Annotated in this window: 12 protein-coding genes; 5 read left to right on the top strand and 7 right to left on the bottom strand. The window is 60.6% G+C overall.

Translation table 11 applies throughout. The features are described 5' to 3' along the window. The first annotated feature begins 64 nt into the window (after positions 1 to 64). On the top strand, positions 65 to 1,480 hold the full coding sequence (locus ACYSTU_RS06670) for an acetyl-CoA carboxylase biotin carboxylase subunit (RefSeq protein ID WP_024014853.1): 1,416 nt from the start codon (positions 65 to 67) through the stop codon (positions 1,478 to 1,480). 11 nt (positions 1,481 to 1,491) lie between these two features. Further along, complete coding sequence (gene oadA / locus ACYSTU_RS06665; protein ID WP_498996945.1) at positions 1,492 to 3,300, top strand: sodium-extruding oxaloacetate decarboxylase subunit alpha; 1,809 nt, start codon at positions 1,492 to 1,494, stop codon at positions 3,298 to 3,300. A 207-nt stretch (positions 3,301 to 3,507) separates the two neighbouring features. Here oadA and ACYSTU_RS06660 read toward each other — a convergent pair whose 3' ends face one another. Continuing rightward, positions 3,508 to 5,745 (bottom strand): autotransporter outer membrane beta-barrel domain-containing protein, encoded by a 2,238-nt coding sequence (locus ACYSTU_RS06660; protein ID WP_498997227.1) that lies wholly within the window; start codon positions 5,743 to 5,745, stop codon positions 3,508 to 3,510. Positions 5,746 to 6,076: 331 nt separating this feature from the next. Between ACYSTU_RS06660 and ACYSTU_RS06655 the strand changes: the two genes are divergently transcribed. Continuing rightward, positions 6,077 to 6,376 (top strand): helix-turn-helix domain-containing protein, encoded by a 300-nt coding sequence (locus ACYSTU_RS06655; RefSeq protein ID WP_136493215.1) that lies wholly within the window; start codon positions 6,077 to 6,079, stop codon positions 6,374 to 6,376. 7 nt (positions 6,377 to 6,383) lie between these two features. Here the strand turns inward: ACYSTU_RS06655 and ACYSTU_RS06650 are convergent, their stop codons facing one another. After that, the gene (locus ACYSTU_RS06650) at positions 6,384 to 7,220 is read right to left on the bottom strand and encodes an amino acid ABC transporter permease (RefSeq protein ID WP_498996942.1); all 837 of its coding nucleotides are present in this window, start codon (positions 7,218 to 7,220) and stop codon (positions 6,384 to 6,386) included. Continuing rightward, entirely contained in the window at positions 7,217 to 8,035 is an 819-nt protein-coding gene (locus ACYSTU_RS06645; protein WP_498996940.1) for an ABC transporter substrate-binding protein, read from the bottom strand. The genes ACYSTU_RS06650 and ACYSTU_RS06645 overlap by 4 nt, the downstream gene beginning before the upstream one ends. 113 nt (positions 8,036 to 8,148) lie before the next feature. On the opposite strand from ACYSTU_RS06645, the gene ACYSTU_RS06640 reads away from it, so the two are divergent. Further along, positions 8,149 to 9,051, top strand: coding sequence for a homocysteine S-methyltransferase family protein (locus ACYSTU_RS06640; RefSeq protein WP_110599764.1), 903 nt, complete (start codon positions 8,149 to 8,151; stop codon positions 9,049 to 9,051). Positions 9,052 to 9,157: 106 nt separating this feature from the next. Here ACYSTU_RS06640 and ACYSTU_RS06635 read toward each other — a convergent pair whose 3' ends face one another. From ACYSTU_RS06635 to ACYSTU_RS06625, 3 genes are read right to left on the bottom strand one after another with little or no spacing between them, the layout of a single operon-like run. Next, a complete protein-coding gene (locus ACYSTU_RS06635; protein WP_498996937.1) occupies positions 9,158 to 9,829 on the bottom strand; it encodes a GNAT family N-acetyltransferase in 672 nt (223 codons plus the stop codon). A 12-nt stretch (positions 9,830 to 9,841) separates the two neighbouring features. Next, a complete protein-coding gene (locus ACYSTU_RS06630; protein ID WP_024014846.1) occupies positions 9,842 to 10,288 on the bottom strand; it encodes a GNAT family N-acetyltransferase in 447 nt (148 codons plus the stop codon). Between the two features lie 10 nt (positions 10,289 to 10,298). Further along, the gene (locus ACYSTU_RS06625; protein WP_073471070.1) at positions 10,299 to 10,922 is read right to left on the bottom strand and encodes an FMN-binding negative transcriptional regulator; all 624 of its coding nucleotides are present in this window, start codon (positions 10,920 to 10,922) and stop codon (positions 10,299 to 10,301) included. A 93-nt stretch (positions 10,923 to 11,015) separates the two neighbouring features. Between ACYSTU_RS06625 and pdxR the strand changes: the two genes are divergently transcribed. Then, a complete protein-coding gene (pdxR, locus tag ACYSTU_RS06620; RefSeq protein WP_498996934.1) occupies positions 11,016 to 12,566 on the top strand; it encodes a MocR-like pyridoxine biosynthesis transcription factor PdxR in 1,551 nt (516 codons plus the stop codon). On the opposite strand, the gene ACYSTU_RS06615 is transcribed toward pdxR, so the two are convergent. Next, positions 12,523 to 17,127: a dermonecrotic toxin domain-containing protein gene (locus tag ACYSTU_RS06615; protein ID WP_498996931.1), complete on the bottom strand. Its 4,605-nt coding sequence runs from the start codon at positions 17,125 to 17,127 to the stop codon at positions 12,523 to 12,525. The two genes, pdxR and ACYSTU_RS06615, sit on opposite strands and share 44 nt — an antisense overlap. Between the last annotated feature and the right edge of the window lie 46 nt (positions 17,128 to 17,173).

The following is a 17,173-nucleotide window of genomic DNA, read 5'->3' as shown; positions in this document are numbered from 1 at the left end:
ATTTGGTCACGCGTCGACCTGGCTCCAGCAGGTCGTGGTGCCACCGGCTCAAGGGAATTTCCAAGTGATAAAAAAGATCCTGATCGCCAACCGTGGTGAGATTGCCGTACGCATCGTACGAGCCTGCGCCGAAATGGGCATTCGCTCGGTTGCGATTTTCTCCGACGCCGATCGCCATGCCTTGCATGTGAAGCGTGCGGACGAGGCCCACAGCGTCGGTGCCGAGCCACTGGCCGGCTACCTGAACCCGCGCAAGCTGGTGAACCTCGCCGTGGAAACCGGCTGCGATGCGCTGCACCCCGGCTACGGTTTCCTGTCGGAAAACGCCGAGCTGGCGGAAATCTGCGCTGAGCGCGGTATCAAATTCATCGGCCCGTCGGCGGAAGTCATCCGGCGCATGGGCGACAAGACCGAAGCGCGGCGCAGCATGATCAAGGCCGGCGTACCGGTGACGCCCGGCACCGAGGGCAACGTCTCCGGCATCGAAGAAGCCTTGGTTGAGGGCGACCGCATCGGTTACCCGGTAATGCTCAAGGCCACCTCCGGTGGTGGCGGTCGCGGTATCCGTCGTTGCAACAGCCGCGAAGAACTCGAACAGAACTTCCCCCGGGTCATCTCCGAAGCCACCAAGGCGTTCGGTTCGGCGGAAGTGTTTCTGGAAAAATGCATCGTCAATCCCAAGCACATCGAAGCGCAGATCCTTGGCGACAGCTTCGGCAACGTCGTGCATCTGTTCGAGCGTGACTGCTCGATCCAGCGCCGCAATCAGAAGCTGATCGAGATCGCGCCGAGTCCGCAGCTGACCCCGGAACAACGCGCCTACATCGGCGACCTTTCGGTCCGTGCAGCCAAGGCTGTGGGCTACGAGAACGCCGGCACCGTGGAGTTCCTGCTCGCCGAGGGCGAGGTGTACTTCATGGAAATGAACACGCGGGTGCAGGTGGAACACACCATCACCGAAGAAATCACCGGCATCGACATCGTCCGCGAACAGATTCGCATCGCCTCCGGCCTGCCGCTGTCGGTGAAGCAGGAAGACATTCAGCACCGAGGCTTTGCGTTGCAGTTCCGTATCAACGCCGAAGACCCGAAGAACAACTTCCTGCCGAGCTTCGGCAAAATTACCCGTTACTACGCCCCCGGCGGCCCGGGCGTGCGCACCGACACGGCGATCTACACCGGTTACACCATTCCACCGTTCTACGACTCGATGTGCCTGAAACTGGTGGTCTGGGCGCTGACTTGGGAAGAGGCGATGGACCGTGGTCTGCGGGCGCTGGACGACATGCGTCTGCAGGGCGTGAAGACCACCGCCGCCTACTACCAGGAAATCCTGCGCAACCCGGAATTCCGTAGCGGCCAGTTCAACACCAGCTTCGTTGAAAGCCACCCGGAACTGACCAACTACTCGATCAAGCGCAAACCCGAAGAGCTGGCCTTGGCCATCGCCGCCGCCATCGCCGCCCACGCAGGCCTGTGAGGAATACAAGAATGAGCAAGAAAATCTTCGTAACAGACACCATCCTGCGCGACGCTCACCAATCGCTGCTCGCCACCCGCATGCGCACCGAAGACATGCTGCCGATCTGCGACAAGCTCGACAAGGTCGGCTACTGGTCGCTGGAATGCTGGGGCGGCGCGACGTTCGACGCCTGTGTGCGCTTTCTCAAGGAAGACCCGTGGGAGCGCCTGCGCCAACTGCGTGCGGCGCTGCCCAATACCCGCCTGCAAATGCTCCTGCGCGGGCAGAATCTGCTCGGCTATCGCCATTACAGCGACGACGTGGTCAAAGCCTTCGTCGCCAAAGCAGCGGTGAACGGCATCGACGTGTTCCGCATTTTCGATGCGATGAACGATGTGCGTAACCTGCGTGTTGCCATTGAAGCAGTGAAGGCTGCCGGCAAACATGCGCAAGGCACCATCGCCTACACCACCAGCCCGGTGCACACCATCGAGGCTTTCGTCACCCAGGCCAAGCAAATGGAATCCATGGGCTGCGACTCGGTAGCGATCAAGGACATGGCCGGTCTGCTGACCCCGTATGCCACCGGTGAACTGGTGCGCGCGTTGAAAGCCGAGCAGTCGCTGCCGGTGTTCATCCACTCCCACGACACCGCTGGCCTGGCCGCCATGTGCCAGCTCAAGGCGATCGAAAACGGTGCCGACCACATCGACACCGCGATCTCCAGCTTCGCCTCGGGCACCAGCCACCCGGGCACCGAATCAATGGTCGCCGCGCTCAAGGGCACCGAGTACGACACCGGCCTGAATCTGGAGCTGCTCCAGGAAATCGGCCTGTACTTCTATGCCGTGCGCAAGAAGTACCACCAGTTCGAAAGCGAATTCACCGCCGTCGACACCCGTGTGCAGGTCAACCAGGTGCCGGGCGGGATGATTTCCAACCTCGCCAACCAGTTGAAAGAGCAGGGCGCTCTGAACCGCATGAGCGAAGTGCTCGCAGAAATCCCGCGCGTGCGTGAAGACCTTGGCTTCCCGCCGCTGGTGACCCCAACCTCGCAGATCGTCGGCACCCAGGCGTTTTTCAACGTGCTGGCCGGCGAGCGCTACAAGACCATCACCAACGAAGTGAAGCTGTATCTGCAGGGCGGCTACGGCAAGGCACCGGGCGTGGTCAATGAAAAACTGCGCCGTCAGGCGATCGGCAGCGAAGACGTCATCGACGTGCGCCCGGCCGATCTGCTCAAGCCGGAAATGACCAAGTTGCGTGCCGATATCGGCGCGCTGGCCAAGTCCGAAGAAGACGTACTGACCTTCGCCATGTTCCCGGACATCGGCCGCAAGTTCCTCGAGGAGCGTGCCGCCGGCACCCTCACGCCGGAAGTGCTGTTGCCAATCCCGGAAGCGGGCGCCGTTGCTTCGGCGGGCGGCGAAGGCGTGCCGACCGAGTTCGTCATCGACGTCCACGGCGAAACCTATCGCGTCGACATCACCGGTGTCGGCGTCAAGGCTGAAGGCAAGCGCCACTTCTATCTGTCCATCGACGGCATGCCGGAAGAAGTGGTGTTCGAGCCGCTCAACGAATTCGTTGGCGGCGGCAGCAGCAAACGCAAACAGGCCTCGGCACCAGGCCATGTCAGCACTACCATGCCGGGCAACATCGTCGATGTGCTGGTCAAGGAGGGCGACACCGTCAAGGCTGGCCAGGCGGTACTGATCACCGAAGCGATGAAGATGGAAACCGAAGTCCAGGCCGCCATTGCCGGCAAGGTCACCGCGATTCATGTGGCCAAGGGCGACCGGGTCAACCCGGGCGAAATCCTCATCGAGATCGAAGGCTGAGATAACAGTCGCGATCCAACGCTTTAAACCTCGGGGGAGCATGTGCTCCCCTTTTTTTGCCTGTGATTTTCCTACCTTCTCAGGTCATCAGGGACCACATGTGGGAGCGAGCCTGCTCGCGAATGCGCCAGGTCAGCCAATAGCATCTTTGCATGATCCAGCGCTTTCACGAGCAGGCTCGCTCCCACAGGAGGCGTGCTTGATCCATCAGAACGCCATGCGCCATTGACCCGCCACGCCATACGATCGGCTGTCATTACCCAGCTCACCCGTTAAGCCCACGCCCAGTGTGTGCGCCGCCGAAAGACCAAGGTCGAGGCCCGCATCCACCGCGAGGCTGTTCCGATCCAGTGCCGCCCCGGTCACTTCAAAGCGCTTGCCGCCCTTGCGCAGTTGCTGGCCGGTGTCGCTGTCGACCTCGCCGAAGGTATGTTTCCAGCCTGCGCTCAAGCGCGGGGTCAAATGCATGCCGTTATCCAGCGTATTGATCTGCGCAAGCCGCAGGCCAAAGGTGCTGCTGAAGTTGTCGCGAGTCTGACCGAAGACTTTCAGCGCCGCGTCGCCGCCCTTTTCGTTGTAGCTGTCGCGTTGATAACGCTGATAGCCGAGGCTGGCGTAGGGCTCGAGGGTGATGCTATCCCGGCCCAGATTGAACCCGACTTCGGCGAATGCCTGTTGAGTATGGGCGTCGTAGTTGCCCTTGAGACGATCGCTGAAACCCTTGAACGCGACCCGCCGTGTGCTGCTGCCGTCATGGCTGGCGTAGGTCGCGCCGAGGCGCAGTGACAGCGGGCCATCCTGACGCATGGCGTAGGCGCCGAGATGCCAGCTGTCGAGATCGCCGTCGTACTGGCGGGCATCGAATTTCGTCTGCGATTTGCCGCCAAGCAGGCCGACATGCCAGTGCTCGTCGAGTCGCCAGTCGGCGCCCACGACCAGCCCTTGCGAGGCATGTTGGAGGATACCGTCAGCGTCGCGATCAACCTTGCCGCCGAGGCCCAACGCCTGAATCCACACCCGCCCGGAGTCTTCGTTGCCTGCGGCCTGACGCGGTGAACTGCGCGAGCCGTAGGTCGAGGCGGAATGATTGTCCAGCTGCCACATTGCCGAAAGCATGCTCGTACTGACCGGCGTGATACTGCTCAGCGTGGCTTTGGCGAGGTTGGCATTGCTGCCTGCGGCAAGTTGATCGAGGGCGATGGGCGCGGTGGTTTTATCGCTGGTCAGCAGTGCGGCGACGGCCCTGTTGGTGCCGATATCGAAAGCTTGAGTGGAAGCCCCTCGATTATCCAAGCTCTGCGCAATCGAACGAGCACTGCGCGTTCGGGCCAGTTGTTCGTACCCTACATCGTTGCGCACGTAGTGCAGGTTCACCGCGTTTGGCTCATAGGAGAGCGTTGGTGTCATGTAGGCCAGATTGGTGGTGACCTCACCGAACTCGCCATCAATGACGTTTGCAGACAACAGCCGATACTCATTGGTACGAGCGTAGTCGCCCGGTACGCCATAAATCTCGACACGCGCACCCCCCAGGCTCGCGGTGCCCTGAACATGCACGGGATCTGAGCCGCGGTCGGCAGATACGGCGTAAGAAAACACAGCGTCCTCATGGAGCGTCAGATTGCCTTTGATATTGGGAGAGCCGTGTTGCTGGCTGGCAAGCAGGGTTCCTGCGACATATAGCCCCGTCACGTGTCCATAACCGCCAAAGACCGCTCCCGGGTCGACATCGACACCATTGATCGATGCGTAGTTGAGCAGCACGGCGTCGGCTTTGACGTCAGCATCACCCTCGAAAGCGTGACGCAGGGTCCACTGTCCACGTGCGATACGCATGGCTGAGAAATTGCGCGTCTCACCGATCTCGCCGCCTTCTACGGCATTGAACAGCAACCCGTTCGCACCTTTGCCACCGTCCAGGCGACCGTCCCAACGGGCGCCCTTATTGATCACCAGCAGGTCATCTCCATCGCCCAGTTGCAGGGATACGCCGTCGATATTCTCGAGCGGGCTCGAGACAAAAGAGCGCTGCGTCGTGATCGCCAACATGTCGCGTTCAAACGGGTCGACGAGATCGAATTCCTCATCGCCGGTTTCCTCCACCACGAACTCTGGAAACTCCAGCCCTTCATAAAAGGCCGGACTGAAATCCTCGATCGCAACCGTCGCGCGTACGGCATCGACCGAAGGCGCGTCAGAGGCCTGCCCGGGCGACGGAGAAGTGTGCTCCAGCGGGCCGATGAATTCCTTGATCGCAAACAAGTCATCAGGATCCACTTTCGGTGTGGGTGTTTTCTTCTTTCGAGGCTTGGCGGTTTTGTCTTCGCTGATCTGCGCAGAAACCTGGACGTCGGGCAGCTGTTCGATGGACGCCTCGGCAGATCCGATCGTCAGCGCGATCGCCAGAGCGAGGTGATGGGGACGGTATTTGTGTAGGGCAGGCATCGAGTTCAACCTCCTTGTATGAAAGGCTCAACTCTATTGCTGCCTTGAAAAAAACGATGTCGGTCGGTTCCTGATGCTGTGCAGGCGACGTCGGATCGTTCTGTCGAAAATCCTCACGGGATTTCGCAAACAAGGCTTTTGCGCGGTGGCGGCGGTTCGTTTTCCTACAGCCTATATGGGTCACAGCGACATACGTCGGGGGTCCATCTGCATTGTTTTGCGTCGATTGAAGCCCCAGCGGCTCCCGTCTGCATTTTGTTGCAGTTTAATTACCAAAACTGTCATCACGCTGCATTAAATTGCGCCTCTCACAAAACGAATCTGCCGCGTCATGAGTAAACTCAAATCTGCACGGGGCCTTACTGTCCTTGATCGCATGGCGCTTATCGACAGCATCAAGGAATCACTGGCCGAAGGCACTCTGGAAATCGGTGACGCCGTGCGCCGTTTACGGGTCGAAGTCACCGGTCTGCATCAGTCCCAGTTCGCGAAGATGTGCAAGATTTCAGTGCGCACGCTGGTGCATATCGAACATGGCGAAGGCAATCAGACCCTGAAGTCGCTGAACGCGGTGTTCCGCCCATTCGGCATGAAAATGGGCGTTGTGCGAATACGCCGGGACACCGTTTGAATACGCTTCAGCCACGCCGCACATACGCCTTGCCGTAATGCCGCTCCATCCGTGCTTGAATCAGCTCCAGCCCGATCGACATCAGCCAGTAGATGATCGCCGCCGTGGTGAGCATTTCGATGTAGCGATAGCTTGAGCGCCCGTAGGACTGGGCGAGAAACATCACTTCCCAGACGCCCATTACCGAGATCAGCGACGAGTCCTTGAGCATCGAGATGAACTGGTTGGTAGTCGGCGGGATAATCGTGCGCATGGCCTGGGGCAGGGTGATGCGCCAGAAGATCACGCTTTCGCGCAGGCCCAGCGCCAGGGATGCTTCGCGTTGGCCGTGATCGACGCCGAGGATGCCGGCGCGGAAGATTTCGCTCAGGTAGGCGCCGTAATTCAGCGACAGGGCAATGATGCCGGCGACGATGGCGCCGGGGACGATGCCCAGTTGCGGCAAGCCGAGGTAGATCAGCAGGATCTGGATCAGCAGTGGCGTGCCACGAAAAAACGAGGTGTAGAAACTGGCGATGCCAAATGCGACGGCGCTGTTCGACAGGCGCGCCAGCGCGGTGATGAAACCGAGCAGCGACGAGGCGATGATCGAGCAGGCGCAGAGAAACAGCGTCAGCGCTGCGCCTTGCAGGAAGCCGTTCGGCGCGAGCTTCAGGCCGAGGAGGTTGGGCAGCTTGTCGAGGATGATCGCGAACTTCAGGTCGAAGCTGAGGAAGAATCCGGCAAACAGGCAGAACAGCACCGCCCACGTCAGGTACAGGCGCGTACGGAAACCAAAGAGCTTTTGCAGGCGTGTTTCAGCCACCGGTTGCGGTGGCTGTGGCGGGGTCGGAAAGGAAGTCATTGGCTGATATCGGCGCCGATCCATTTCTGCGACAGCTTGCTCAGAGTGCCGTCCTGTTTCAGTTGGACAAACACCTCGCGCACCTTGGCGTCCCACTGCGGATCACCCTTTTCGATGGCCACCGAGTTCGGTTCCGAGTAGAGCGGTTCGCCGGCCAATTTGAAGCGCTGGTCCTGGTTCAGGCGCGGCTGTGCGGTGACCAGATTGGTGAGGATCGCATCCAGGCGCACGCCGGCGCCCAGGCCCAGATCCTGGAAGGCGAGTTTGTCGGTGTCGTACGGAGCGATCTGCACATCCTCGAACGGATACTGCAACTGCGTATCCTCGGCGCCTTCGATGACCAGGTTCTTGTTCAGATAACTTTCGTAGCTGGAGGCGCTGGTCAGGCCGACCTTTTTGCCGCTCAGATCCTTGGCGCTGTGGATGCGATCGTCCTTGGCGTTGACCACGATTACCGCTGGCGAGGCGTAATACTCGACCGGGAAGTCGAACACTTCGGCGCGGGCCTTGCTCGGGGTCATCGAGCAGATGCAGATGTCGTAGCGCCCGCTCCACCGCCCGGCGGCGATCACGTCCCAGGACGGCGTTTCCAGACGCAGTTTGACGCCAAGCTTGTCCGCCACCGCTTTGGCAACGTCGACATCGAAACCGTCGAGTTGATTCTGCTCATTGAGAAACGAGAAGGGCGGATAGCTTTCCATGAGCACGCCGACCAGCTCTTTTTTCTGTTCGACACGATCCAGCGTCGCGCCACCGAAGGCTTGGGTGGAGGCCAGAATGGTCAGGCCCAGGGCCAATAGCGGTTGGAGTTTCACAGTCGCTTCCTGTTGAAAAAAGAGGTTGTTATTAACCGAGTGGTGCGTATTAAATAGTTATAAGAACGACTCTGATAGTGAGTTATTTTCATAAGCATATGAGTGAAAAGCATATGGGCGCAGCGAACAGGGTCATTCTCGACGGCGGCATGGGACGCGAGTTGCAACGCGCCGGCGCGCCGTTTCGCCAACCGGAGTGGTCGGCACTGGCGCTGAGTGAAGCGCCGCAGGCGGTCGAAGCGGTGCATGCCGCGTACATCAACAGCGGCGCGGACGTGATCACCAGCAACAGTTACGCGGTGGTGCCGTTTCACATTGGCGAGGCGCGCTTTGCGGCTGAGGGCCAGGCGCTCGCGGCACTGGCGGGGGAGTTGGCGCGGCGGGCGGTGCAGGCATCCGGCAAGCCAGTGCGTGTTGCCGGGTCGTTGCCGCCGCTGTTTGGTTCGTATCGTCCAGATCTGTTCGAAGCGGATCGCGTGACCGAGCTGCTGACGCCGCTGGTCAATGGGTTGGCCCCGCATGTTGATCTGTGGCTGGCGGAAACCCAGAGTTCGATTATCGAGGCGCGGGCCATTCACGCCGGGTTGCCGAAGGACGGTAAACCGTTCTGGCTGTCGTTCACCCTCAAGGATGAAGACACCGATGAAGTGCCACGCCTGCGCTCCGGTGAGCCGGTAGCCGAAGCGGCTGCGGTGGCGGCTGAACTCGGCGTCGAAACCCTGCTGTTCAATTGCAGTCAGCCTGAAGTGATTGGCGCGGCTATCGATGCGGCGCGCGCAACCTTTGAGCGTCTCGGCGTCACGATCAACATCGGCGCGTATGCCAACGCGTTTCCTCCGCAACCGAAAGAAGCCACGGCCAACGACGGGCTCGACCCGTTGCGTGACGATCTCGATCCGCCGGGGTATCTGCACTGGGCGCTGGACTGGCAACAGCGCGGCGCCAGTCATCTGGGTGGTTGCTGCGGGATCGGCCCGGAGCACATTGCGGTGCTGGCGCAGAAGCTGCGTCGATAAGCCTGCCCCCGCCAATTGTGGGAGCGAGCCTGCTCGCGAAAGCGGTCAGTCAGTCAATATTTCAGTGACTGCCACAGCGCCTTCGCGAGCAGGGGCTTTGTGACGATCAGCTACGGCACTCGGCCAAGCCTTTCACCTGGCCATCAGGCGTCTGGTTTTCATCGCTCAGCCAGCGCTCGAACCCAGCACCAATCGCTGGCCATTCCCCATCCAGAATCGAATACCACGCGGTGTCGCGGTTCTTCCCCTTGACCACCATATGCTGGCGGAAGACGCCTTCAAAGCTGAAACCCAGACGCTCCGCCGCGTATTTGGAGCGGGCGTTGCCGTTGTTGCACTTCCATTCCAGGCGCCGGTAACCCAACTCGAACGAATACTTGGCCAGCAGGTACACCGCCTCGGTGCTTTTCGGCGAGCGTTGCATTGGCGCACCGAAAGTGACGTGGCCGATTTCGATGCGGCCCTGCGCCGGGACGATCGACATCAGGCTGAGGATGCCTTGCACCTGACCAGTCGCGGGGTCGATGACGCTGAAGAAATACGGGTCGCTGTTGGCCGCATGATTGTTCAGCCAGTCGTTGAACGCACTGCGCTCGGGAAACGGACCGTAAGGCAAGTAATCCCAGAGCTTCGGATCGGCACCGGGCCCTTCGAGGGCGGCGTACAGTTGCTCGGCATGCCGCGCCGGGTCGAGTTTTTCCAGACGAATGAAACGGCCCTCGAGCAGGGTGGCGGAGGGGGCGGGGACGCCTTTCCAGTCAGCGAGTGAAGCGGTCATGTGCGCGTCTCCTTACAGTGCCTTGCGAAATTGGATGAAGCCCGGGCGTTCAGCGATGCGCTCGTAGAGCTGGATCGCGGTGGCGTTGGTTTCATGGGTCAGCCAGTGGACTTTGCAGCAACCATCAGCCTTGGCGGTAGCGTAGACATGCTCGATCAACAGCCGACCGACACCGGTGCCACGGGCTTCCGGCACCACCAGCAGATCCTGCAGATAGCAGGAATTTTCGATGCTCCAGTTCGAGCGATGATAGATGTAATGCACCATGCCCAGCGCTTTGCCTTCAGCCCAGGCGAGGGCGGCGTGGGTCGGTTCGTTCGGGTCGAGAAAACGCTGCCAAGTGCTTTGGGTGACAGCGTCCGGCAGTTCCGTGTTGTAGAAGCGCAGGTACGCCTGCCACAGCGGCAGCCAAGCGGCGTGGTCATTGGCGCTGACCGGGCGAATGTCGATCTGGGTCATGGGTAGATCCTTAGCGCATCAGGCTGGCAAGGGTTTGGTCGTTGGCGTCGGGGCTTGCGGCGAGGCCTTCGCGCACCCCGGCAATATCTTCGGCGCTGCGGTTCTGGCTGAGCTTGCGTTTGCCTTCGAGGCGGTCGATGGGAATGGCGAAGCCGACGATGGCTTTGAGCATGGTGTCGATGTAGTCGGCCGGCGCATCGTCGACCGACCACGGCTGGGCACGGCCTGCCTCGTGACGGTCGGTGAGGGTGCTGACAATGTCGAGCAAGCGGCCGCCATCGCTGAAGGTCTCAGCCTGGCCGTAGGCGTGCACGGCGATGTAGTTCCAGGTCGGCACGACCTTGCCGTGCTCGGCCTTGCTCGGATACAAGCTTGGGCTGACGTAGGCGTCTGGTCCGGCAAAGATCAGCATGGCCTCGGCGCCGTCACGCAGGTCTTTCCACTGCGGATTGGCCTTGGCCAGATGGCCGTAGAGCGTGCCGTATTCGCCCTGTTCGCGATGCAGCAGCACCGGCACGTGGCTGGCTTGCAGGCCGCTTTCGCCGTGGCTGACCAGAATGGCCAGGCGCGTGGCGAGGATCAGTTCGTGCAGTTGGGACAAGTCTTCGATGGCAAAGGCGCGTGGCGTGTACATGGACAGATTTTCCTTGGCGAATGCCTGCATCCTAGGCAGGCTATTGGTCCGTTGTAAGAGCCATTGCTGAGCCATTTCATAGGTCCATTCGCCATGCCTGATCTGCCACCCTTGTCGATGCCCTTCAACCCGGCCGGTATAGAGCTTGATCGCCGTCAGGGCCTGAGCCGCCAGCTCTATCAGGCTCTGCGCCTGAGGGTGCTGGATGGACGTCTGGCCAGTGGCACGCGATTGCCGGCCAGCCGAGACCTGGCCTCGGCGCTGGGCATTTCCCGCAACAGCGTGGTGCGCGCCTACGATCAGTTGTATGCCGAGGGCTTTATCGAAGGGCGCGTTGGCGACGGTACTTACGTGGCGCAATTGGCTCAGGCATCCACGCCTGAGAAAAAACTATCCACAAATTCATCCACAGGCTTGTCAACAGCCTTACCCACAGCCTTATCCACAAATTGGCTGGATTTACCTGTAAATTCATCCAGCAAAGTTATCCACAGCGACGGATTTTCCTGCATTGAAAAGCATCATTTGCCGCGACCACCGAGCGGTCCGCCGCGTGCTTTTCGGGTGGGTGTGCCTGCATTCGATCTGTATCCGTTCGAGGTCTGGGCCAAGCTCAACGCGGCTTTCTGGCGTAAACCGGATCTGCAACAGCTGTGTTACGGCGACCCGGCCGGTGACGCGCGGCTGCGCGGCATGATTGCTGCGTATTTGCGCAGCTCGCGGGGCATGCAGTGCACGGCTGAGCAAATTGTGATCACCAGTGGCGCGCAGCAGGGCATCAGCCTTTGTGCACAGCTGCTGGTCGAGCCTGGGGACGGTGTGGCGATCGAGAATCCGGGCTATCGCGCCGCCGGGCATGCCTTCGCTGTAGCGGGGGCGAAATTGCATGGGGTGGCGGTGGACAGCGACGGCATCGATTGCAGCGCCATGGCTCAGCTCAGCGATTGTCGAGTGGCTTACGTGACGCCGTCTCATCAGTACCCGACCGGTGTGGTGATGAGCCTGGCCCGGCGTCTGGAGTTGCTCGCCTGGGCCGAACGTGTCGGCGGCTGGATCGTCGAGGATGATTACGACGGCGAGTATCGCTACACCGGCGCACCGCTGGCACCGTTGGCGGCACTTGATCGTCAGGGGCGTGTGCTCTACGTCGGTACGTTCGGCAAGGTCGCTTTTCCGGCGTTGCGCCTGGGCTATCTGGTGCTGCCGCCCGCGCTGGTCGAGGCGTTCGCGCAACGCCGCGCCGTCGATGTGCGGCACTCGGAGGTCAGCACGCAAGCGGTGATGGCCGAATTCATGGCCGCCGGGCATTTCCAGCGGCATATCCGCCGCATGCGCCGGGCTGCGCTGAGCCGACGCAACTGCCTGCTCGAAGGCTGGCCGACGGTCGCCGGCGTCGGTCAACTGCCCGCCGTGCCGGCCGGGCTGCACTTGACCGTCGCCGTGGACAGCATCGAGCGCGAGCAGCAATTGATCGCTCAGGCCGCTGAGGTCGATGTCGAAATCAACGGCCTGAGCAGCTACTGGCTCCCCGATTCGACTACGCCCATGGATAAGCGCGCCGGCCTGGTGTTGGGGTTCGCTGCTGTACCAGAGCCAGCAATCAAAGCGGCGCTGTCGCGTCTGCGGCAGGCTTGGCGAGATTGAAGAACAGCGTTTCGGCGCTGCGACTGGAAATTTCGCTGCGATGGATTTCGATCAGCCTCTGATTATCCACATCGGTTATTTCAGAGGTGCCTCCGAGGCGGTGCTGGGCAACTGTCTTCATGTGTCCACGCAAAAATGCGCCATCGGGCGCGTCGGCGCTGCTGTAATGGAAATGCGCATAGCAGAGGACCTTGTCGGTATGCGCATCACGAATCTGATACTCGTCGAGGAAGTCATTCTTATGGCGCCTCAGGCGCCGTCGGGTCAGGGTTTTCGAAATGTTCACTTCGCCCTTGTCCTTGAGCCACTCGACCCCGGCGGCTGTTGGTAGTTGTTGCTTGACCAGACGGATTCGCGTGCTGGTGCCCTTTTCCTCCAGCGTCGTAGCCGCAGCGTCGAGCTTGTGGTTGAGCGTTTCGGACGGTTCATGCAGAGCTGCGGTGAGGTTACTCACCGTCAACGCTTCATCGATGGCGGCACCGGCCTTGCGCAACAGGGCGGCGTGGTTGTGGTATTCCTCTTCGACTTCCACCGGAATGCGCGAGCCGCGTTTGAGGCGCGCCTCGATGCGCCGATGGAACGCCGCCAGCCCGTCGATCAAGGCCTGCCCTGCGCTGATGCTGTTGTTGAGGTTGGGCCGGGCTTTTAGCGACGGTGCCGGCCGTGCATTCTGTTCGACCCAGATACCTGGCGACTCCTCCTTGAATGTCGCGATGACTCTCGTCAGTGCTGTACTGACCTCGACCAGATCGGTGTCTTTGCCGTCGAGGCTTTTTTTCCGTTCGCCGACCAGGATGCCCTTGTTGCGCGTCTTGATGATCTGCCGATTCGAAGATGACGGGGAAGGTCTCGACGGACCGGCTTGCGGCACCAGTAAATGCCGGTAGCGCAACAGATCGGCGAGTCGATTGTCGGCGCTTTCCTTGAATGCGGCCACGCGCGCCTGCAACTGCTTGAGTCGCTCCGTGTGTATGTGTTCGGAATATTCACTCGCCAGGTCATCGAATCGCTTGTCCACGGAAGCAAACTGTTCGCTCACCTGGCTCAGGGCGTCGATGCGTATGCGCAGATCACTGAGGCTTTCATCGGCGCTCAGGTCCCGTGAACTCTGAACGTTCAGCGCAGCATCTTCGAACAGACCGGCCAGCGCTTGTTGTGCCTCGACATGAGCGGTGGAATCGCCGGGCTTGATGCAGGTGTACTGGCCGAGACTGATCTGCAAAGTCTTCAGATCATCCAGCGGGTAGGGCGCAAGGCTGATGTTGTATTTCTGCTTTATATCAAAGCCATCCGGTCCCAGCCTGGTGAGCTCCTTCATGCAGGCTTCAGCCGACTCCATTTTCTCGATAATGGTTTGAGTGACATCGTTCAACTGTTCGAACGCAGAGGTGGCTGCCTGCGATTCGCTGCGCAGTTCGTCGTCGAGTATCGCCTGCACCGCCAGTACCCGCTGCTGGTAATCCGAAGCGTTATTACTCAGCCACTCCTGTCCCAGAAACAACTGCATGTCCAACCGCTCCGGCATTACCGTGCGGTAGTTGGGAATGGATTGCTTGCAGTTGAGTTTCTTGATCAGCTTAATGTTTGCGGCATATTCGTTGTGCTGTGAATCGAGCGTGGCAAGGTACTGCGCAAGCGCTTGCTCACGTGCCTGCGCAGGGGCATCGTGCAGGCTGTTGCGGTCTGCATCGAGACGGCTCCCTTTGCTCTCCATCGTCAAATCGAATGCAGTAATCTGCTCGGCCAATATGGCCACCTCCTTGGTTCTTATGCCTTGCGCGGCTTGGCGACCTTCTTCCAATCCGCCGCCGCGCAGACGCAAGCGCAGATCGATTACCCACTGGCCGTTGGCGGTATAGGCCAGCCTGGGTCCGGCAGGTCGGGTGGGCTGACGCGTATCGACGATGTGCACATCGCCATGCGCGTTGCGCGCGACTTCGAACCAGCGTTCACCGACGCGGGCGTACCATTTGTCTGCGTGGGCGTAGAGGCCTCGCTGCGCACCCTCTCTGGTGGCAGCGCCAAGCCCTTTGGGCTTGGCGAGGTTGAACGTATCCAACAGCTTGGCGAGGGCCAACGGGGATCGTTTCAGCGCCGTGATGCTGTCAATCGATGTGCCATGGGCTTCGGTCAATTGCGGGCCGGTGATGTCCGGCTGGCGCAGCGCTTTGACGATTCTGGCGGCAGGTTTGCTCGTTGCTGTGTCCTCTTCGAGCGTTGTGGCCACGGGCGTCGATGGCGCATCACCCATTGCCGCACGATGGGCGAGCACCATGCCCAGCGCCAGGAGGATATCGGCGATGGCCGTCCAGGCGACTTTCGCCGATTGCTCGTTGGCGCCGTCGGTGATTTCCTGCAGATCATCCATGATCTGCCAGATCCACGCCGCTGTACCTACGCTGCGGCCCAGAAACGGCAGTGCGGCATTGAGCATCACCCAGCCACCCTGTTTCAGCGAGGCCCAGCGTGCTTCTGCATCGGATACCGATTGCCGGTCGGCTTGAGTGACAAGCGCCTTGACGTTGCGTTCGTGCAGGGTGGCGAGGACATCGCTGGCGATCACCTGAGTGCCCAGCGCGACCGCGCCGGACATGTCCAGTGCTGTGGTCGGGTTGATCATCAGTTGCGGGATCGTCCACACCGAGGGCAGCCTGGCGGTGAAGACGAACTGGCTGTAATTGAAGCGCACATCGTCCGGCAACCAGGCCAGTACCGAATCGCGCAGATGTCGCGAATGCTGGATCGCAAAGAGCAGATTGGCAAATCCCGGATATTGCAGCAGAGCCTTGTCGAACAACGGTCGATACAGCACGCACGGCCCTTTGTCGGCATCGCGCGGGCCTATGACATACATGTTGTCGACAGTGTCTGCGGTGGAGCGGCTGCGATGGGCCACGAACGCCAATGGGCGAATGACGATTTCCTCACCATCGACGTAGCGTTCTGCGTCAGTCGTGGCCAATGCGGCAACCACGTATCGATAACCCGATTCGTCAATGCCGGCTCTGCCCTGGATCTTGTGCTGCAACGCCAGCAATGGCAGCTCGACGCGTAGCTGACTGGTATAGAGCCTTTCCAACCGTGACGCTTGCACTGAGTCGTCTATCAGTACGGCCTTGAGATGCGCCGGGTAGGTCTTGCCAATGTCGACGGCGCTGACCAGCTTCTCCAGAAAAGTCGCGCTCATCCACTCGGGTACCGGGCTGCCATCCTTGTACCGCACAGTCTTGTTGCCCAAGGGCAGGCCGGCGAGGTTTTGCAGGGCAAGCTCGGTCAGCGTCCATGTCTGAGTCTGAGTATTTCCCGGCAACACAAACGTGCCCCAGACCACGAGACTGGTGATGGTGATTTCGATGTTGTCGATGTTCACGTCTTTGGCGTCGGGCTGCTCCTTGAGAATCTGTTTGATCAGCGCTGCCCGAGTGAACGCCTGCAGGCTGGTGATTTCGTTCTGAAAGGATTTGCCGTTGTTCTCGTGCTGCAGCGTCGTCAGGTCCAGCAGGTGCCGGCTGTAACGTGTCTGATCGATGGGCAAGGCGTCGTTCAGCCAGTCCGGAAGCATCGGCTGTAAACGCTCGAAGTGCGCTTCGAGGCGCGGTGTCGGTTGTGCCGGTTTGCCGGCCGTGCCGGTATGCGGATAGACGCGTTTATCAGGGGAGTCCTGAAAAAAACTGATTTTGCCCAAGGCATCCGCTTCCAGGGAAATCAGGGTGCAGGCCTGCTGGTCGAAGAAATTGCCCTGGGGTTCGACCAGCCGCCACTTGAGATCTTCGCCCGTGGCGTTTGCGCCATATATCCGCAGCAGAGCCTCGCCGAGTTCCTCCAGTGAATCGAAACGCTGAAAGCCCTGAGTAATCGCGTGGGTGAGAATCAACGTACGGTCTGCGATGCTGCCGACCAACACTGCGGCGTCGAGCAGGGTCAAGTGGCTTTGCGTGTCGGCGTTCCCCCGATCGAGATCAATCAGATATGCCTTTGCCGAGTACGGGGCGGGGGCCAGGCGTTGTTGCGGGTCGGGCTGTTTGAAAATCGCCTGGGCCATGGCGATTTCATCGGCATCCCAGCCGACGCTGGCATCGACGTTCCACAGGTTGCGCAGTGCCTCGGACAATTGCTGCCAGCGTGGTTGCCCGGGATAGGTGAACTCGTCCCAGTAGTCGACGTGCTGTTCCTTGTAGGCGATGAACAGCAGCGGTGCCAGTTCGTTGAGCAACAGGCCGATCGCATCGATCTTCACCGGCAGATGCGCAGGGGCGGGCACGCCGGGTTGCAGGGTCAGGTAATGCTCACCATCGAGGTACGTCACCGTGGTACCGGACAGGCCGAGCCGCACCAGGGCGTTGGTCAGCGATCCAGCCTGATACCCGTCGGGTACCACTCGACCCTCCACAATGGCCCAGGTGGGTTGCACGACCATCGCCAGACGCGGGTCTATGTCGAGATTCGGATACAACGTCTTGAGGGCTTCGCGCAGCGTTTTTGATGCAACTTCTTGCAGCGAGGGGCCGGTAACCAGCTGAGTCACGATATCGACGGCACTGGCTTTGGGAATGGCGGTCATGGTGGTTTCCTGCTCTGTCGGGACGCCGCGAGGGCGGCGGAGCAGG

This window comes from Pseudomonas glycinis (assembly GCF_054871425.1).
This window is presented reverse-complemented; position numbering and strand designations above follow the sequence as displayed.